This is a genomic window from Pseudophaeobacter profundi (assembly GCF_029697505.1).
In the GTDB taxonomy this organism is placed as follows: Bacteria; Pseudomonadota; Alphaproteobacteria; order Rhodobacterales; family Rhodobacteraceae; genus Pseudophaeobacter; species Pseudophaeobacter profundi.
On sequence record NZ_JARJEF010000008.1, the window covers coordinates 146,318 to 164,783 of the forward strand.

Here is an 18,466-nt window from a genome sequence, read left to right on the forward strand (position 1 = left end):
TTTGCATGGCAGTACGGTTTTGGACCTAAAGAAGTCGTTCGCAACTCAGAAATCCGGCGCTTGCGATCTAGTCTGTCCTGGCAAGGTGCTGCCGTCCCGCGCGGGCGGCAGAGAATTGGGAAGTCGGTGAAAATCCGACACTGCCCCCGCAACGGTAAGGAAGATCAGGTTCGGCTATCACCACTGGGACGAGGATCCCGGGAAGGTGCCGCTACCCGGTGAAAACCTCTTCCAAGTCCGGAAACCAGCCTTGCAGATATGTCAAATCGCGGGTGGCGGTGGGGGCACAGATTCCGGACGTGTTCCTCGCGCGCCTCCGAACTGTTCTCCCATGTCATCTGCCCAAGCAAGGCCGCGGGGCGCGGCAGGAGAGCCAGAAGTGAACACTATTCAAAGCCTAATTGCCCGCCGAAAACCGAAACATACCTTGGAACAGGCGTTCTACACCGACCCCGAAATCTTTCAGGCCGACCTGGAGAACATCCACTACCGCGATTGGCTGTTTGCAATTGCGGCCTGTGAATTGGCCAAACCCGGCGACTACGTCACCTATAACGTAGGGGCCTATCGCGTAGTTATCGTGCGGGGCGCTGACAATCTGATCCGGGCCTTCCACAACACCTGCCGCCACCGTGGTTCTATCATTTGCAAGGCGGCCAAGGGAAACGCACCCAAATTGGTCTGCCCCTATCACCAATGGACCTATGAGCTTGATGGATCTTTGCTCTGGGCCCGCGATATGGGGCCTGATTTTGACCCCAGGCAGCATGGTTTGAAAACGGTGCATTGCCGCGAACTGGCAGGGCTGGTCTATATCTGCCTGGCGGACGAGGCCCCTGATTTTGATAGCTTTGCTGAAGTCGCCCGCCCCTATCTAGAGCCGCATGATCTGGGAAATGCCAAAGTCGCCTTCGAGAGCTCAATCGTTGAAAACGGCAACTGGAAACTGGTCTGGGAAAATAACCGCGAATGTTACCATTGCGGCGGTAACCACCCGGCACTTTGCCGGACTTTCCCGGATGACCCTGCTGTAACCGGTATCGAAGACGGCAATACACCAGCGCATCTGCAGGCGCATTTTGACCGTTGTGAAGCTGCGGGGCTGCCCTCTCACTTTCGCCTTGATGGTGACGGACAGTACCGGCTGGCACGCATGCCGCTGAAGCAAGGTGCCGAAAGCTATACGATGAACGGCAAAGCCGCTGTGCGTCGCGGGATGGGGCACGCCCCATTTGCCGATGCCGGGGCACTGCTGAAGTTTCACTATCCCACAACCTGGAACCATTTCCTTGCGGACCATTCCATTGTCTTCCGTGTCACGCCGATCAGCGCGACCGAAACTGAGGTGACCACCAAATGGCTGGTCCACAAAGACGCGGTCGAAGGTGTCGACTATGATCTGAAACGCCTGACAGAGGTCTGGATCGCCACGAATGAAGAAGACCGGGAGGTTGTCGAAAACAATCAACAAGGCATCAACAGCCCAGCCTATGCGCCCGGCCCCTATTCGGGAACGCAAGAGACCGGAGTACTACAGTTTGTGGAGTGGTATTGCACCACATTGGCAGATCGCCTGGCACCTGATGCCGTGGCGGCGGAGTAAACGATATGAAAGACCTCTATTCAGCGGCAGGCGTTTGGAAAGATGGGGAAACACTGGAATGTGTTTCAGTGGTTCCTGAGGCGCCAAATACCGCAAGCTTCAGCTTTCGCGCGCCTTCCGGGGCGCTCTTCAGCTATGAACCCGGACAGTTTCTGACGCTCGAAATCCCGGCTCCGGGACAGCCGGGCGGTGTTGTGCATCGCACCTATACGGTTTCCTCCTCTCCGTCGCGGCCGCGTTCGATCACCATCACTGCCAAGGCGCAAGAGGACAGCATCGGAACCCGCTGGATGCTGGATAATTTGCAACCCGGAATGCGCATGAAAGCAATTGGCCCGGCGGGATTGTTCAGCAATTCCAAAAGCAAGGCCAGCAAGTATCTGTTCGTTTCCGCAGGTTCTGGCATCACCCCAATGATGTCGATGACCACCTGCATGTGGGATGAGGGCCAGGATCTGGATGTTGTCTTCATCAATTGCGCCAAACGCCCATCTGAAATCATCTTTCGCCAGCGCCTGGAATGGATGGCGAGCCGCACACCAGGGCTTGATCTCAAATTCGTGGTGGAAGAACCCGATCCTTACAAACCCTGGACCGGCTATCAGGGGCAGTTCAATCAGTTGATGTTGGGCCTGATGGCGCCGGATTATCTAGACCGAGAGGTCTATTGTTGTGGGCCAGAGCCTTTCATGACTGCCGTGCGCGAAGCACTGGCAGGGCTGGGCTTCGATCTGGACAACTATCACCAAGAGAGCTTTGGCGCCCCTGTCGAGACAGAGGCAGACCAGCCCGATCTGGATGATGTGGTGCTTGACGATGATACCAATGCCGTTATCCATTTTGCCACCTCTGACATAACAGCCAAAGTCGCGGAAACGGATACCGTCTTGGCGGCTGCACGCAATGTTGGCCTGAATATCCCGTCGGGCTGTACATTTGGTGTCTGCGGAACCTGCAAGGTCAAGAAATCCGCAGGCGAGGTCCATATGGTGCACAATGGCGGTATTTCTGAGGATGACATTGCAGCGGGATACATCCTCGCCTGCTGTTCCAACCCAATCGGAAGAGTTGAAATCGAAGTCTGAAAACCCAAAGGGGGCGCCGATCCGCGCCCCCTATGTAGTTGGACATAAACCTTCTACACCAATACGATTGCTTCGAGGGGGCTTGTGTCATCTCGTGTTGGCCAGGGGGGAGAGGCCTCCTCGCCCCCCCTGTTCTTCGTCTTCGCCGTCAGCCCTCCCCGGCAGCGTGGCGCCCAGCCAGATAGCCGAAGGTCAGAGCCGGTCCAAGCGTGATCCCCGCGCCTGGATAGGTACCGGCCATGATCGAGTTCATGTCGTTGCCGCAGGCGTAGAGCCCGTCGATCACGCTGCGGTCCTCGCGCAGGACCCGGGCGTCTGCATCTGTGGCGAGCCCCATGCTGGTGCCGATGTCGCCCGGGAAGATGCGCACGGCGTAGAATGGCCCGGTCTCAAGCGGGTTGAGGCAAGGGTTCGGGCAATGCTCTGGATCCCCCAGATAGGTCTGATAGGCGGTTGATCCCTTGCCGTACTGCCGGTCGATCCCCTCTGCTGCATCAGCGTTGAAGGCCTGAATGGTCCGGTTAAGGGTCTCTGGGGGCAGGTTGATCCGCCGCGCAAGCTCCGCCGGGGTCGCAGCCTTTTTCAGGTAGCCCGAGCGCAGATGGTGGCGATAGGGCGCAGGCGCCGGACGCACCGGCCCGAGACCGTAGCGGCGCAGGGCCCGATGGTCACAAATCAGCCAGGCCTCCTTCAGCCCGGCACGGGTCATGCCCGACACGAAGTCATGATAGGAGACCGCCTCGTTGACAAAACGCTCCCCCTTGGGAGAGACGGCTATCACCCCCGGCTTGGCGCGATCCAGGAACAAATGCGGGAAAGGCCGCGTGGCGCCATTGCCCTCCGGGATCAGCGAGACCGGCGCCCAGAAACCCGCGTTGCGGTTGGTATCGATGAAATGCGCTCCAATCGCTCGGGCCGCACCGATGGCACCACCTGTGGCGGGACGGGGCGACATGGAGAAATGCTGAGCCCCCTTTGCCACATGGGGCATCAGCTCCGCGCGCATCTCGGCATTGGCCGGGAAACCGCCAGTCGCCAGAACCACGCCGCAGCGGGCGGTGATCTGCCCCCCGGCTTCTGTCTGGATCCCGGTGACGCGGCCCGCCCCGTCGGTCAGCAAAGCGGTGAGCGCCTGACCGGTAAAGATCGGAATGTCGCGTTCGAGAACCGACAGGGCAAGACGCCCGGCGACCGCCTGCCCCAAGGTGAGCCGTGTGCCGCGAGAATGGCGCAGTCGGTCACGGCCATGGCGCAGCAGAAGCCGCAACGCATGCAGCGCCGAGCCAGGCTTGCGCGTCATGTTCATGAAATGACCGATGTCGAAGCGATTGAGCATCATCCCCCCGAAGAGGGTAAAATCACCGATCGGCGGTTTCAGCCGGTCGAACTCCTTGCCCAGCCGGCGGCCATCGAAGGTCTGCGCATCAAGCACCCGCCCGCCCATGGACGCGCCCGGCCTATCGGGATGATAGTCCGGCGAAACTGCGCGATGTTCGAATTGTAGTGCGGTGTTGTCCTGAAAGAAACTGACCATCTCGGGGCCGGCCTTGAGGAAGCGGCGCACAAGATCCGTATCCATCAGATTGCCAACCTCGCCCTGCAGGTAGGTAAAGGCCGCCTCCGCATCCTCTTCCATACCCGCCGCGCGCATCAGCGGGTTATTGGGAATCCAGATGGCGCCGCCGGAGACGGCAGTGGAGCCGCCGAAATGGCTGTCCTTCTCGACGATCGCCACATCGAGCCCACCGATCTTTGCGGTGAGGGCCGCTGCCATACCCGCCGCGCCGGAACCAACGACAACCAGGTCATAGGCTGCGGCAGGGGTGTTTTCCTGACCGCTCATATCTGCGCCTCGCGCGGGTAGCGTCCCATGGCCCAGCCGCCATCGACGCGCAGGCTTTCACCCGAGATGAAGGCGGCCTCGTCACTGGCGAGAAACGCAATGGCCTGCGCCACATCCTGCGGCTGGCCAACGCGACGCATCGGCGATTGCTCGACGAAGATTTCGTGGCGCCAGGCCTCGGTGCGGATACGCTCGGCGGTGAGCGGGGTTTCGATCAATCCCGGCGCCACCGCATTGACCCGGATGCCCTCGGGCCCGTAGTCCGTTGCCATCTGGCGGGTGAGCGCGGCCACCGCCCCCTTGGAGGCGGAATAGCCGGAGGAGTTCTGAGCACCGACCTCGGCATAGATCGACGCGACATTGACGATGCTGCCACCGCCTGCGGCCTGCATTTGACCAACGGCAAAGCGCGCAAGGCGGAACAAACCGACCACATTGACCTCCATGTAGCGGCGCAACTCCTCGTCGCTGGTCTGGTCTAGACGACCGCCGCCGCCGATGCCGGCGTTATTGACCAGAATGGCGAGCGGTTTGCCAATCCGGGTGATTTCTTCCGCGAGGGTCTCGGGCAGCGCCGGGTCGGTCATATCACCGATGATGGTAGTGATGCCGCTCTGCGCCAACTCCTGCAGGGGCGCAGCGTCGCGATCCACCGCAATAACCTGCGCACCGCGGGCAGCGAAAAGCTCTGCCGTGGCGCGGCCGATACCGCCCGCCGCTCCGGTGATGAGGGCGAGTTTGTTCTCAACTGTCATGTTTGTATCCTTAGATCCCGAGCGCACCGCCAAGCGAGCGCCCGCCGTCGACCAGCAGGGTCTGGCCGGTGATGAACCCTGCCTGCGGAGCAGCGAGAAAGGCCACCGCCGCAGCGATATCGTCAGGGGTGCCAAGTGTGCCGCCCGGTTGCAGCGCGCGCAGGGCGTCCAGATTTGTATCAGAGCGGGCCCGCAGCATGTCCGTTTCGATCACCCCGGGGGCAACCGCATTGACGGTTATGCCCTTTGGGGCAAGCTCCAGCGCCAGCGAGCGGGTGAAGCCACCGACCGCCGCCTTGGAGGTGGCATAGTGAATGTATTGGGCCGAGCCGAGCATCGCCCGCGAGGCAATGTTGACGATGGCCCCCCCCTGCCCCATGGCAGCCGCCGCGCATTGGCACAGGCTGAACATGGCAACCACATTGACCTCATACATGCGGCGGAAGTCCTCAGCCTCCAGTGCGTCAAAAGGTTTGACGTTGAAGATACCGGCATTGTTGACGAGGCAGCGCAGGGGGCCGACGCGCTCGATCATGGCCGCGACGGCCTTCTCGTCGGTGATATCCAGCGTCTCCGCCTGGCCCTGCCCGCCCGCCGCTGTGATCAGCGCGACGGTTTCTTCGGCCATGGCGCCGTTCAGATCGGCAACGATGACGCGATGTCCGGCCTCTGCCAGATGAAGGGAGATGGCGCGCCCGATCCCGGCGCCGCCCCCGGTGACGATTGCGACATTTGCCTCTGTCGTGTGCTGTGCCATGAATTGTCTGCCTCTGTCTTGAAAGGGGGGAGAAGGCCGCTGGGGGCGGCCTCCTCGGGAGGGGTTACCGGCCCAGCTGCGCCATGTCCGCCTTGCCGTAGATTTCGGCGCGGATCAGGGCGGCGACCGCCTCTGCATCGGTGCGGTCGATGGTGGCGAGGCGCTCTTTCCAGCCCGCTTCCGCCGCCTGGAAGGCCGCGATCAGGGCGGACGGGTCTTCGATTCCGCGGTCGGCTACCGATTTCTGAGGCAGGGCGGCAACGAAGTCCGACTGGAAGGAGGCCAGCGTTTCGGTCAAGCTGTCATCTGCTTCGAGGATCTCCAGGCCACGTTCGCGCGAACCGGCAAAGGCGGCCTCCACGTCGGCGGCATAGACCAGCTGCGTGCGCGCCAGACCGAGCGCCATGTGATCAAGCATCGCCTCGCGCTGCGCCTCGCTGAGGCCGACCCAGAAGCTGGTATTGGCCACATAGGTCGCGCCCATCACCACACCCATCGGCAGCGTGGTCACGCTCTTGGCGACCTCCCAGAACTTGTTGCCCTTGTCGAGGTTGGTCGGGTCCGACATCGTGCAATCAAGCGAACCACGGCTGAGGCCGGAGTAGACATCGCCGATCGGCACCGAGACGGGCACCCCGCCGATCGCCTCGACCCATTTGGTTTGGGCACCACCGGCGGTACGGATCTTCTTGCCGCGGGCATCCTCGAGCGAGCGGATCGGATCCATGCAGATGAAGTTGTAGACCGGGGTGGAATACCCCCCCAGGAACACCCCACCATTCTCGTTCCATTCACCCTGCACCTGCGCATTGGTCACCCCGACCTCGGTATAGGCCAGAGCGGCAGCAAGCGCGTCATCGGCGGTGAAAACCAGGTCGTTCAGCACGTTGTTGACCGGCAGCTCTGAGGGCGAATAGCCCGGATAGACAACCCCCAGCTGGGCCACATTGTCACGAATGCCCTGCATGGTCGCCTTGGCCGGGATAAGCGATCCGCTGGAATAGACCTCAAAGCCGATGCCTGCATCTGCGTCCTGGCCAAGCTCCTCGGCGAACTTCTGATAGGGCTGTGCATTGAGAATATGCACCGGAGCCAGCCAGTTGCTGGCGATATAGGTGTCGGCAGTGGCAGCGGATGCGATCAGACCGGCGACGGCCATCGGGATCAGTTTCAAGTGTTTCATAAGGTCTCCTCCTAGGTTGACGGGCACGGCCCGCCGGATCTGTGATGGGCCGATCTGGGATCAGCCCATCAGACTTGGCAGCCACAGCGAAAGCGCTGGGAAGGCCACCAGAAGTGCGATGGTGAAGGCGTCGGCGACGATGAACCACGTCACGCCCTGAAAGATCGTGCCGAGGGAAATCGTGTTCCCGAGGCTCGACTTGATGACATAGACATTCATCCCCACCGGCGGTGTGATGAGGCCGGTTTCCAGCAGTTTCACCGCCAGCACGCCGAACCAGATCAGGTTGATGTCCAGCGTCCCGAGCAGCGGCGCCAAGACCGGAACGGTCAGCAAGATGATCGAAATACTCTCTAGAAAGCAGCCGAGCACCAGATAGAGCAGGCAGATCAGGATGATGACCCAGATCGTATCCAACCCCTGGAACTGCCCGGTGACCCAGACCGGCAAGGTCGAGAGCGCCACGAAGCGCGAGAACAGTGCCGCCGAGACTACGATGATGAAGATCGCCGAGGTGCTCACCGCTGTGTCAACAAGCGCGCGGCGCATCATGTCGAAGGTCAGCGCCCGCCGCGACAGCGCGATCAGACCGGCAAGGAAAGCGCCGATGGCTCCGGCCTCGGTGGCGGTGAACACCCCAGAGAAGATACCCCCAAGCACCCCGGCAATCAGCAACGGCAGCGGCCAGGTTTCTCGCAGCAGGGCGAGTTTTTCCCGCCAGCTGGTGGTCAGGTCCTGGCGCGGCGCAAGCGAAGGCTTCAGCCAGCAGCGCAGGGTGATCATCGCCGCAAAGACGACACCGGAAAGAATCCCCGGGATCACTGCCGCCAGGAAAAGCGCGCTGATCGAGACATCCATCATCAACCCGTAGATGATCAGCAGCACGCTGGGCGGGATGAGCGAGCCAAGGGTGCCCGCCGCCGCCACCGAACCGGAGGCCAGCGAGGGCGCATAGCCCGCCTTCAGCATCTCGGGAATGGCGATCCGCGAAAAGGCCGCTGCGGTGGCCACGCTGGAGCCGCTGGCCGAGGCAAAGAGCGCACTGGATGCAACAGAGGCCGTCGCCAGCCCGCCGGGCACCCGGTTCAGAAATACCCGCGCCGCGTTGAACAGCCCACTGGTGAGCCCCGCCCCGGAGGCCAGATAGCCCATCAGCAGGAACATCGGCACTGCCGAGAGGTTCCAGTCCCCGATCATCTCGTAGGGGATGGCCTTGGTGATGCCGATGGCGGGCATGGAGCCCATCATCAGCCAGATTCCACCAAAGGAGGTCAGCCCCATGGCAACCGCGATCGGGACACGCAGCAACACCGCAACCAGCATCACCACGACGCCGAACAATCCGATTTCAAGACGTTCCATTTCTGTCCCCTTAAACCTGTTCGACTGGCGCCATCTCGGCGCGGTAGCGTCCGGTCAGGATCTGCACGAGACGCAGCACCATCACCAGGCAGGCCATTGCCAGCCCCAGCGGAAGCAGGAATTTCGTTGGCCAGATCACCACCCGCCAGGTGCCCTCGACCATTTCGCCAATGCGCCACGACTGGATCGCCGGTGCCCAGGACAGCCATGCCAGCCCGCCATAGAAACAGGCGGACAGGGCGGTGCCGAGCAGCTGCGCGCCAGTGCGGGCCCGGCGCCCGAACTGCTCGTACAGCAGCTCCACCACGATCGAGCCATTGTTGATCTCGACCCAAGCCAACGGCAGGAAGACCGCTGCCACCATGTAGTAGCTGGCCACCACCTCGGCGGTGCCGGGGATCGGCGCGTTGAGCAGATACTTGCCCGCCACGTCCAGGGTCACGTGGAACATCATCAGCAGCAGAGCCCCCGCCGCCAATGTCGCCAAGACCTTGGCGATCATATCAATGATACGGTCTATCATTGCATCCGGTATCCGCCGTTCACGTCGATGACGCTGCCGGTGATGTAGTCGCTGTCGGCTCCGGCCAGGAAGGAGACCGCCCCGGCCACATCCTGCGGAGTGCCAATCCGGCCCTGCGGGATCGACTGGGCGACCTCGGCATCCTTGGCCGGATCAAGCGAGAGACGCAGCATCGGCGCATCGATCAGCCCCGGTGCGACCCCGTTGACGGCAACCCCCAGCGCGGCGCCTTCACGTGCCCCGGCCCGGATCAGACCAAGGACGGCGGATTTGCTGGCGATATAGGCCGAGCTGGAGCGATAGCCCCCGAGCTGTGCCGCCACCGAGGAAAAGCCGATGTAGCGCGCGCCCTCCACCCGACGGGCCGACCGCGCCTGCAGGAAGGCGCGCAGCAAAAGGAAGCTGCCGGTGCTGTTGATGGTCTGTGTGGTGTTCCACTCCTCCAGGGAGGTGTCGGTGAGCGGCCGACGCTGGCCGTTCTCATCGAGGATCAGCACCCCGGCTGCGGCCACCAGAACCGCGATCGCACCATGCTCGGCCTCGATCTCCGCGATCAGCGTGTCGACCACCTCCTCCTCGGCCACATCGAGGGCAAAGGCCAGATGCCCGGCACCGGGCAGGCCCTGGATTACCGCCTCGGCCGCCGCGCGGTCGAGATCCGTGCCAATGACGGTGAACCCATCTGTCGCCAGTCTTTCGCATACGGCCCGGCCAATGCCCCCCGCCGCACCCGTTACCAATGCCAATCCGGCCATGGTTGCCTCCTCAGGTCTGTGATCTTTCACATGATTGGATACATTTCGGCGATATAGTCAACCATAAATCTTAAAAATCGCCCATATTGGATAAAATCGAACAGACTCCTCTTGAGATCACCGTGCATTCCAGTCAAGCTGGCGACAAGCAAACCAAGGATGTGAGCATGGATGTAAACGGACACACCGTGGCCGATGGTGCCGCGACAGCGCTGCGGGAGATGATCCTGTCGGGGGAGCTCCGCCCTGCTGCGCGCGTGCATCAGGACCAACTGGCCGACCGCCTAGGCCTTTCGCGGACCCCGCTGCGCACGGCGCTGGCCACTTTGGCCAATGACGGACTGCTGGTCTATGAGGCCAACCGGGGCTATCGAGTGCGCGAATTTTCGGTCGAGAGCATTGGTAGCGTCTTTGAAATCAGAAGCGTGCTCGAAGCGCAGGCTTGCCGGATTGCCGGACGGCTCAGCTGCTCCGAAGAGATGCTGGACAGATTGGATACATTAGTGCGCACGGGCGACGACATCCTCGCCTCGGGTCGGCTCGACCCCAAGGATCTGCCTGCCTGGCGCCGGATGAACGTGGAATTTCACGAAGCGATCATCCAAGCTGCAATGAACCCCTGGCTGGAGGAGTTTGTGGCACGCACCCATAATGTGCCCATGGTCTCCGACCGGGTGATCCTCTGGGACGACTATGAGATCATCAAACGCTCCCATGACGATCACCACCGGATTGCCAAGTGCCTGCGTCAGGGCGATGGCGAGCGGGCGGCGGCAATCATGCACGAGCATGTGAGCTTTGCCGGGGACCTGCTCACCGAACGCCTCAGCAAGGATCCTGAAGCTGCCTTCGAACAGTTCATCGGCAGCCCCCATTCCGCGAATTCTAACCCCAAGGAAGATGAAACATGACCCTCAGAGTTTTCCATTCCCCAGCGTCGCCCTTCGTGCGCAAGGTTCTGGTCTGCGCCCATGAAAAAGGTCTCGAGCAACAGATCGAAAAGCTGCCCTCGCAGGCCTGGCCGGTCAAACGCGACCCGGTGATCGTCAAGGAGAACCCTTCCGGGCAGGTGCCCACCGGGCTGACCGGCGACGATGATCCCCTCTATGACAGCCGGGTGCTCTGCGCCTATGTGGATTCGTTGTCGGCAGAGACGCCGCTCCTTCCGTCCGAGGGCCGTGACCGTTTCGCAGCGATGACGCTGGAAGCGCTCGGCGACACGCTGCTCGGCGCGGCCCTGCTGTGCCGGTACGAATCCGTGCTGCGCCCCTCCGAATTCTACTGGGATCTGTGGCACGACAGCCAGATGGAGAAAGTCAACAGCGCGCTCGACGACCTGGAGGCACGCTGGCTCGACACGCTGAGTGCGCCGGTCTCCATCGGCAGCATCACCATCGGCTGTGCGCTCGGCTATCTCGATTTCCGCTTTGCAGATAAGGACTGGCGTAGCGGCCATCCGCAGCTGGCGGACTGGTACGCAGGCTTTGCCGAGCGGCCCTCTATGGTGGCGACTCAGCCGGTCGGCTAAGCACTCAACCGGACCTCGGGGTGGCGCCTTGCAGCTACATTGCGCCGCCCCCTGGCAACCCACGACCGGCTGGCCGGTGCCCGCTCCCGCGCCCGATGCAACGACAGCAGTGATTGTTGCTCGACTGTTTTGATCGCCACAAACCTCATGGTCGGTCGGGTTACGGCTTCGCAGATGGCCTCGGCGTCGATTGCGTCGGACTTCCCGCGTTTGACCTATGGCTTCACGTACATCGGCGGGAACAACCGCACGTCATGGCCCAATGCGGTCAGTTCACGGGCCCAATGATGCGCGCTGCTGCAGGATTCCATGCCAAACAGCCAGGGCTCCAACTTCGCAAAGAAAGGCAGAAACTGCGTCCGCCGCAAGGGCTTGTTGAACACTACTTCTTCACTGGAGGTCAGCCCGTGGACTTGGAAAACGTTCTTGGCCAGATCAACGCCAATTGTGGTAACTCGCACGGGGTGGCTCCTCTCATAACCGGATTTTGACAGCTGCACTATGGCGCATCGCGACACCGGTTGAAGCAGGAACCATCCACCCCATCAGTTTTGGTGAAGCCGCACTGCGGCGTGGCACGACTTGGCTAATGTCTCCTTCCGGGCCGGAAGCGTCGAGAGATGTGAGGGCCGACTTCCCAGGAAACATGCCCGCTTCCTGCGCCCTGGTGGCAAAGATCCGTTGGGTCGGGAATGCTTGGCACGGTCCTCTGAGAAGACTCAGAAAATTCGTCGGGAAGAGCCGGAAATGCGCGGCATTCGAAAAAGGGGGGGGGCAGTGGCGGACCGAGGAGGATTCGAACCCCCGACCCCCTGATTCGTAGTCAGGTACTCTATCCAGCTGAGCTATCGGTCCACTGCTGCAGGATTTAAGGCCCCTGCGAAAAAGAAGCAAGCCAATTTGGCAATCTTCCCAAAACCTTTTCAAACCAACCACATCGGGAGAATTTGAAAGCGTGGCGGACCGAGGAGGATTCGAACCCCCGACCCCCTGATTCGTAGTCAGGTACTCTATCCAGCTGAGCTATCGGTCCACTGCGGCGGGGTTTAGTCCTAGGGACTGAAGCGCGCAACCCCTAAAACAAAATCCTGCCAGTCTTTTTGAATTCCGCCAGTCTGACCGCCAGTCTGCCCCCTAGTCTTGCCGCCAATCCGGCGGCTCTTCGCGTCTTCACAGGGTTCCGTCGCCCTTGGGCAGGTGGATTTCAAAAAGACTGCCCTCAGCACCGGTTTCACGCAGCACCAAAGCGCCGCCATGCCCCTTGGTCAGTTCAGCGGCGATGGTCAGCCCCAAACCGCTGCCCCCCTTGCGCGCACTGCCCTGAAACGGGGTGAACAGATTGTCCTGGGCGCGTTGCGGCAGGCCCGGGCCGGTGTCAGAGACCGAAATCCACCAGGCGTCCTCATCCTCGCGGGCGGCGATGGTGACGCGGCCGGGGGTGCCAGTCGCGACAATCGCCTGACGGGCGTTGCGCACCAGGTTCATCACCACGCGAAACAGCTGTTCGCCATCACCGCGCAGCATCATGCCCTTTGGCACCTCATTGAGGATCTCAACCCCGGTTTCATCGGCCACCAGCAGTTCACTTTCGACGATATCCTCGACCAGTTCGCACAGCGCTATGCGGGCAAAGGTTGGTGCCGGCTCTTCGGCACGCCCAAAGGCCAGCGTGCCCTCACAAAGCGACACCGCCCGGGTAATCGAATTCACCAGTTTGGGGGCCAGCCGCCGCACCAGGGGATCCTCGCTGGCCTCGATCCGGTCGGTGAACAGCTGCGCAGAGGTCAGGATATTGCGCAGATCATGGCTGATCTTGGCCACGGCGCCGCCCAGTTGTGCCAGCCGTTCACGTTGGCGCAGCGCCTGGGTCAACTCGGTCTGCAATTGCATAAGCGCCTCTTCAGCCTCGCGCAGCTCGCGCACGCCAGCACTGGGGTGGATGATACCCCGGGCATCTTCCGGCGCGGCAGCGTAGCGCTGCATATAGCCCACAACCCCCTTGATCGGGCGCACCAGAAAAGCGCGGACGGCGGCAAACAGCAGCAAAGCGGTAAAAATGGAAATCACCGCCGAAAGCAGCAGCACCCGAATGCCATAATCAATCATTGCGCTGCGCAGCGGCGCGGTTTCAATGGTGATCTCGATCAGCAGCCCCGCATCACGCACCGGTGCGCCAATCACCCGGATGATCCGGTTTTCCGCGCTGAACAACTGCAAGAAGGCATCCCCGATCAGGGTAAAAGCCGAAGCCCGACGCAAATCATAGGTGCCTGCGATCTCTTGCGGAATAGGCGAGGACAGCATCAGCTGGCGGATCTCATCGCGGCGCAGCACCACGTTATAGACCCCGGCGTTTTCCAACAGCTCTGCCTCCAGCTCGGTATCCAGCATATCATCCGCCAGCAGCGCCAGAGAGGCAATCTGCGCCCGCTCCAGCCGGTCTGCCAGGTAATCAAGACGAAAGCGAGAGATCGAGGGCACGAAGATCAGCACCTCGGCCAGCATGACAAAGACAATGGTCAGAACCAAAAAACGGCCTGAAAGCGAATTCAGCATGGCGCTCTTTCCGGGTTAAGGGATCCAACGCTGCACAAAGCGCACCGCGCGCTTAACCAGCACACTGTCAAACAACCGTGGTGAGAAGTAGGCGCCAGCGACACGTTTATTGATCTCCCCGATTGACGGATATGGCGCCACCATTGCGGCAACCTGGCTCATCTTCAACCTATTTGCCAAAGCGAGCGACCACAATGAAATCAATTCTCCCGCTTGGTGCCCGACAATCGTCGCCCCCACCGGGCGCCCTTTGACCACCATCACCTTGATGAAACCCTTGGTTTTCAGCTCTGCCAGGGCGCGGTCATTATGGGCAAAATCAAACCGCGCCAATTCCACCCCATCGCCATGCCGGGCGCGGGCCTCGGTCTCTGTCAGGCCGACCTGGGCCAGTTCCGGGTCACTATAGGTGGCGCGCGGCAGGTGCAGTTCCTGCGCCCTGGACGGCAGGCCAAACAAAGCCGAGCGAATGATGACCCCGGCGTGATAGCCCGCCACATGGGTAAACTGCATCCCCCCCGCGACATCGCCAATAGCATAGACGCGACGGTTGCTGGTGCGCAGCGCCGCGTCCACCTTGATGCCGGTCTTGCTCGGCGTGATCCCGCCGGCCGCAAGATCCAGCCTGTCGGTATTGCTCTTACGGCCCACCGCCACCAAGAGATGCGAGCCGGTAAAGCGGCGCCCATCCCTGGTTTTCACCTCGATGGCACCAGCCTCGCCGCTGATCTGGGCCGCCATCGCGTTCTCGGCAATCACCACGCCCTCATTGCGCAGCGCGTCCAGCACAACGGCGGCGGCTTCTGGATCATCACCGCCCAACGCGCGCTCGCCTTCGATCACCGTGACCCTGCTGCCCAGCCGGATATGCGCCTGCGCCATTTCAATGCCAATCGGACCACCGCCGATGATCAGCAGATGCTCTGGGCGGTGGCTCAGATCAAACAGGGTTTCATTGGTTTCATAGGGCACAGTCTCCAGCCCCGGCACCGGCGGCACCAGCGGTACGGAACCCGTGGCGATCACCACCCGTCGGGCGCGGATCAAATGATTGCCGGCCTGTACCTCGGTTGGGGAAACAAAGCGGCCAAATTCACGGATCACCCGCACGCCGAACCCCTCGAATCGCTCTTGGCTATCCATCGGGGTGATCGCATCAATGGTGTTCTGCACATGGGTTTGGGCTGCGGCGTAGTCCACGGTCGGCGCCACCTCGGCCACGCCAAAGGCTGCGCTGGTACTTTGGCCATAGGCCGCCTTGGCGCTGGCCAACAGCGCCTTGGACGGCACACAGCCATAGTTCAAACAGTCACCGCCCATCCTGTGCCCCTCAAGAAGCACCACCGAAGCCCCCATCTGGCTGGCTCCTGCCGCCACCGACAATCCGCCCGATCCGGCCCCGATCACCAGCAGGTCACATTTCAGCCGGGTTTGGGATGCGGCATCGGTTGCCGGGGCAGATGTCATGGTTCAGCGCCCCTTTGTTGGGGGCTTGGGGTTGGGGTTGGCGCTTTTGGGGCGCAGGGTTTTGACGATGATCGGCATCACCGCCAAGACACACAGCCCCAGAAGCGGGCCGATCACATGCGGTTCCCACAGCAGGGACAGGTCTGGATCTTCGCCGCGATCAAAGACCTCTCCGACGCCGACCCCGATCCAGGTAAAGACAATTGCCCCCGGAATGATGCCAAGCGCCGTGGTCCACAGGAAATTGCCAAACCGCACCCCCACCAGCGCGGGCAACAGATTGGCGACAAAGAACGGCACTGCAGGCACCAAACGCAACAGCAGCAGCACCTCCACCTCATTCTGGCGCAGCGCATTCTTCAACATATGCACCCGGCCTTCACTCGCTTCTAGCTTCGCCGTAAGCGTCTCGCCCAATCCCAGGCGGGCCGCAAGAAAGATCGCCGATGCCCCAAAGGTCGCCGAGACCACGTTCAGCGCAGTGCCCGCGCCCAAACCAAACAGAAAGCCCCCCGTGACCGAGGCCACCGCCGCACCCGGCAAGGAAAAGGTCACAATCAGGACATACAGCCCGACAAAGAGCGCCACCAATCCCAGGTAATTCTGATCGCGAAAGGCCATCAGCGCCTCGCGGTTGTCGCGCAGCGTATCAAAGCTGAGGTAATCCTTCAGGGTCACCGCGCCGATCAGCGCCACCGCAACCACAGCGATCAGCGGCAGGTGGCGGGCAAGCCCTCGTTTTGGCGTCTTGGTCATATGTCTCATCTCTCTTGGTCGTCTGCCCCGGACCACAGGTCTAGCTGCCAATACCTGCTAGCGCCAAATGCACCCCAAGACGAGGTCTGGCATGGGCTTATCACGCGGCCTTGATCTGTTAGATGTGTTTTTGTGAAGATTCGCACCCTGCCCCGCCGATTTGCGGCATTTTGCGGCCTGCCCCGGTAAATTCCGGCCTTTTTGGCAGAAATCTTGCCCGGGCGCGACAAAAGTCAGGGCTCAGCGTTTGACTTGCCCGAGAATCCCTTCTAAAGACCGGGCTTCGAGATAAACACCACGGGGAGCGATTCCGCTGCCCCCTGTAGAAATTGGAGACCGGAGCGATGAAACGCACCTTTCAGCCCTCGAACCTGGTTCGTAAACGTCGCCACGGTTTTCGTGCGCGCATGGCCACCAAGGCAGGCCGCAAGATCCTTAACGCACGCCGCGCCCGTGGCCGTAAGGAGCTGAGCGCATAAGCGCGAGGCACCAAGGATTGACAGATATGACACCGCCGAAGGCCCCAAGGGACAGCGCAGCTGGCCACGGGAACCAGCCTTCGGCGGTTTCTGTTTGCCCAGCGCCCAAACAGACCGCAAAAAAAAGCCGGGCCTTGACCGTTCTGGCCAAGCGCAGCGCCTTTCTGGCCGCAGCCCGTGCCCGTCGTCAGGGCACCCAAGGCATGATGGTTCAGGGGCGCAAGCGCCGCGACGGCGAAACCGCCGAGCCCGGCTTTCGTGTTGGCTTCACCTGCTCCAAGAAGGTTGGCAATGCCGTGGCCCGCAACCGCGCCAAACGACGCCTGCGCGAAGCCGCCCGCCTAGTGCTGCCGCAACAAGGCCGCGATGGCTGGGACTATGTCCTGATTGGCCGCGCCAAGGAGACGGCAAGCCGCGATTTTCAGGATCTGCAGCGCGATCTGGCCTATGCGTTGAAAAAAATCCACGGGTGATCTGTTTCCAGCAGGCTCTTGCCCCTATTTTACCCCCATGACGCCGCTTGCCCATATCCTTGCCCTGCCGGTCCGCGCCTATCGGCTGCTTTTCTCACCCTGGGTGGGTTTCAACTGCCGCTATCAACCGACCTGTTCAGCCTACGCGCTGGAAGCCTATGAAAAGCATGGCGGCATCAAGGGGACCTGGCTGACGCTGCGCCGCATTGGACGCTGCCATCCGCTTGGGGGCAACGGCTATGACCCGGTGCCGGACCCAAAGCCCACCGCGCCACCAAAGTAATCGCCAGACAGTCCTGCCCCCCTGCCCGGACAGCGAGCCTGCTGCGGGGCCTAGTACTGGACTATTGCGACGCGCGTGCCCTTTTTCCTTGGCAAAGGCCGCGCCAGGGGCTAGGGGGCCGATATGCTTGATGATGATCAAACCGAAATCCATGCGCTGTTTGCCGGCGCGCCCTCGACCACCGAGTTCAAGAAGCTGCGCAAACGCATTGTGCGTCAGGCGCGTGAAGCGATTGAACAATACGGCATGGTGGAACGCCCCGCTGATGGCAGCACGCCGCGCTGGCTGGTCTGCCTCTCGGGGGGGAAGGACAGCTATACTCTCTTAGCTGTGCTCCATGAGCTGAAGTGGCGCGGGCTGCTGTCGGTGGATCTTTTGGCCTGCAATCTGGATCAGGGGCAACCGGGATTTCCCGCCACTGTGCTGCCCGCATTCCTGGAAAAGATGGGCGTGCCGCATCGGATTGAATATCAGGACACCTATAGCATCGTGGTGGACAAGATCCCGGAGGGACGCACCTTCTGCGCGCTGTGCTCGCGTCTGCGGCGGGGCAATTTGTACCGGGTCGCGCGTGAAGAAGGATGTTCTGCGGTCATATTGGGCCATCACCGCGATGATATTCTTGAAACCTTTTTCATGAATCTGTTCCACGGTGGGCGCCTGGCCACCATGCCGCCCAAGCTGCTGAACGAAGAAGGCGACCTTTTTGTCTATCGCCCGCTCGCCCATGTGGCCGAAGCCGACTGCGAGAAATTCGCCCGCGCGATGGACTATCCGATCATTCCCTGCGACCTATGCGGTAGTCAAGATGGGCTGCAGCGGCAGCAGGTGAAGCAGATTCTCGACCAGTGGGAATCAAACAGTCCCGGTCGCCGCCAGGTCATGTTCCGCGCCTTGACGAATGCACGTCCGTCGCATCTACTTGACCCCAAGCTTTTTGATTTTACCGGGTTGGAGCGCAATTCTGACGAAGATTCTGCCGATTCATCAGAAATACCCCTGTTGCGTTAACCCGCGAGTCAGAACCAGCCCTCTATTCTGCCGATGCACCCTGCTTT

Annotated in this window: 18 protein-coding genes, 2 tRNA genes, 1 pseudogene and 1 riboswitch; of the genes and pseudogenes, 8 read left to right on the forward strand and 13 right to left on the reverse strand. The window is 61.5% G+C overall.

Annotation, left to right across the window (positions count from 1 at the left end):
* Positions 1 to 66 precede the first annotated feature (66 nt).
* Positions 67 to 267, forward strand: a riboswitch (cobalamin riboswitch).
* Positions 268 to 331: 64 nt separating this feature from the next.
* Both P2081_RS13965 and P2081_RS13970 read left to right on the forward strand, forming a co-directional pair.
* Positions 332 to 1,603 carry an aromatic ring-hydroxylating oxygenase subunit alpha gene (locus tag P2081_RS13965; RefSeq protein WP_438826539.1) on the forward strand — a complete coding sequence of 424 codons (1,272 nt, stop codon included), beginning with the start codon at positions 332 to 334 and terminating at the stop codon, positions 1,601 to 1,603.
* Between the two features lie 5 nt (positions 1,604 to 1,608).
* A complete protein-coding gene (locus tag P2081_RS13970) occupies positions 1,609 to 2,688 on the forward strand; it encodes an FAD-binding oxidoreductase (protein WP_278923493.1) in 1,080 nt (359 codons plus the stop codon).
* A 148-nt stretch (positions 2,689 to 2,836) separates the two neighbouring features.
* Here the strand turns inward: P2081_RS13970 and P2081_RS13975 are convergent, their stop codons facing one another.
* The 7 genes from P2081_RS13975 to P2081_RS14005 all read right to left on the reverse strand — a co-directional run bounded on the left by P2081_RS13975 (position 2,837) and on the right by P2081_RS14005 (position 9,866).
* Positions 2,837 to 4,531, reverse strand: coding sequence for an FAD-dependent oxidoreductase (locus P2081_RS13975; RefSeq protein WP_278923494.1), 1,695 nt, complete (start codon positions 4,529 to 4,531; stop codon positions 2,837 to 2,839).
* Complete coding sequence (locus tag P2081_RS13980; protein ID WP_278923495.1) at positions 4,528 to 5,286, reverse strand: SDR family NAD(P)-dependent oxidoreductase; 759 nt, start codon at positions 5,284 to 5,286, stop codon at positions 4,528 to 4,530. Before P2081_RS13980 ends, P2081_RS13975 begins: the two co-directional genes overlap by 4 nt.
* 10 nt (positions 5,287 to 5,296) lie before the next feature.
* Positions 5,297 to 6,043: an SDR family NAD(P)-dependent oxidoreductase gene (locus P2081_RS13985; RefSeq protein ID WP_278923496.1), complete on the reverse strand. Its 747-nt coding sequence runs from the start codon at positions 6,041 to 6,043 to the stop codon at positions 5,297 to 5,299.
* Positions 6,044 to 6,107: 64 nt separating this feature from the next.
* A complete protein-coding gene (locus P2081_RS13990) occupies positions 6,108 to 7,226 on the reverse strand; it encodes a C4-dicarboxylate TRAP transporter substrate-binding protein (protein WP_278923497.1) in 1,119 nt (372 codons plus the stop codon).
* Between the two features lie 60 nt (positions 7,227 to 7,286).
* Complete coding sequence (locus P2081_RS13995; protein WP_278923498.1) at positions 7,287 to 8,588, reverse strand: TRAP transporter large permease; 1,302 nt, start codon at positions 8,586 to 8,588, stop codon at positions 7,287 to 7,289.
* A 10-nt stretch (positions 8,589 to 8,598) separates the two neighbouring features.
* On the reverse strand, positions 8,599 to 9,111 hold the full coding sequence (locus tag P2081_RS14000; protein ID WP_278923499.1) for a TRAP transporter small permease subunit: 513 nt from the start codon (positions 9,109 to 9,111) through the stop codon (positions 8,599 to 8,601).
* Positions 9,108 to 9,866, reverse strand: a complete 759-nt coding sequence (locus P2081_RS14005) for an SDR family NAD(P)-dependent oxidoreductase (RefSeq protein ID WP_278923500.1) — start codon at positions 9,864 to 9,866, stop codon at positions 9,108 to 9,110. Before P2081_RS14005 ends, P2081_RS14000 begins: the two co-directional genes overlap by 4 nt.
* Before the next feature lie 167 nt (positions 9,867 to 10,033).
* On the opposite strand from P2081_RS14005, the gene P2081_RS14010 reads away from it, so the two are divergent.
* Both P2081_RS14010 and P2081_RS14015 read left to right on the forward strand, forming a co-directional pair.
* Complete coding sequence (locus P2081_RS14010; protein ID WP_278923501.1) at positions 10,034 to 10,777, forward strand: GntR family transcriptional regulator; 744 nt, start codon at positions 10,034 to 10,036, stop codon at positions 10,775 to 10,777.
* On the forward strand, positions 10,774 to 11,394 hold the full coding sequence (locus P2081_RS14015) for a glutathione S-transferase family protein (protein ID WP_278923502.1): 621 nt from the start codon (positions 10,774 to 10,776) through the stop codon (positions 11,392 to 11,394). The genes P2081_RS14010 and P2081_RS14015 overlap by 4 nt, the downstream gene beginning before the upstream one ends.
* An 83-nt stretch (positions 11,395 to 11,477) precedes the next feature.
* Here P2081_RS14015 and P2081_RS14020 read toward each other — a convergent pair.
* The 6 genes and pseudogenes from P2081_RS14020 to P2081_RS14045 all read right to left on the reverse strand — a co-directional run.
* A pseudogene (locus tag P2081_RS14020) lies at positions 11,478 to 11,855 on the reverse strand (IS110 family transposase); the annotation flags it as partial.
* 317 nt (positions 11,856 to 12,172) lie between these two features.
* Positions 12,173 to 12,249: transfer RNA gene (locus tag P2081_RS14025), tRNA-Arg, on the reverse strand.
* Positions 12,250 to 12,350: 101 nt separating this feature from the next.
* Positions 12,351 to 12,427, reverse strand: a tRNA-Arg gene (locus P2081_RS14030).
* Positions 12,428 to 12,564: 137 nt separating this feature from the next.
* A complete protein-coding gene (locus P2081_RS14035; RefSeq protein ID WP_278923503.1) occupies positions 12,565 to 13,950 on the reverse strand; it encodes a sensor histidine kinase in 1,386 nt (461 codons plus the stop codon).
* Positions 13,951 to 13,965: 15 nt separating this feature from the next.
* Positions 13,966 to 15,417, reverse strand: a complete 1,452-nt coding sequence (locus P2081_RS14040; RefSeq protein WP_278923504.1) for a dihydrolipoyl dehydrogenase family protein — start codon at positions 15,415 to 15,417, stop codon at positions 13,966 to 13,968.
* Positions 15,418 to 15,420: 3 nt separating this feature from the next.
* Positions 15,421 to 16,182, reverse strand: coding sequence for a TVP38/TMEM64 family protein (locus P2081_RS14045; protein WP_278923505.1), 762 nt, complete (start codon positions 16,180 to 16,182; stop codon positions 15,421 to 15,423).
* A gap of 335 nt (positions 16,183 to 16,517) precedes the next feature.
* Here P2081_RS14045 and rpmH point away from each other — a divergent pair, with 335 nt between their 5' ends.
* The 4 genes from rpmH to ttcA all read left to right on the forward strand — a co-directional run bounded on the left by rpmH (position 16,518) and on the right by ttcA (position 18,419).
* Complete coding sequence (rpmH, locus tag P2081_RS14050; RefSeq protein ID WP_027241708.1) at positions 16,518 to 16,652, forward strand: 50S ribosomal protein L34; 135 nt, start codon at positions 16,518 to 16,520, stop codon at positions 16,650 to 16,652.
* Between the two features lie 26 nt (positions 16,653 to 16,678).
* A complete protein-coding gene (rnpA, locus tag P2081_RS14055; protein WP_278923506.1) occupies positions 16,679 to 17,125 on the forward strand; it encodes a ribonuclease P protein component in 447 nt (148 codons plus the stop codon).
* 37 nt (positions 17,126 to 17,162) lie between these two features.
* Positions 17,163 to 17,408, forward strand: coding sequence for a membrane protein insertion efficiency factor YidD (gene yidD, locus P2081_RS14060; RefSeq protein WP_278923507.1), 246 nt, complete (start codon positions 17,163 to 17,165; stop codon positions 17,406 to 17,408).
* Between the two features lie 123 nt (positions 17,409 to 17,531).
* Positions 17,532 to 18,419 carry a tRNA 2-thiocytidine(32) synthetase TtcA gene (gene ttcA / locus P2081_RS14065; RefSeq protein ID WP_278923508.1) on the forward strand — a complete coding sequence of 296 codons (888 nt, stop codon included), beginning with the start codon at positions 17,532 to 17,534 and terminating at the stop codon, positions 18,417 to 18,419.
* Positions 18,420 to 18,466 lie beyond the last annotated feature (47 nt).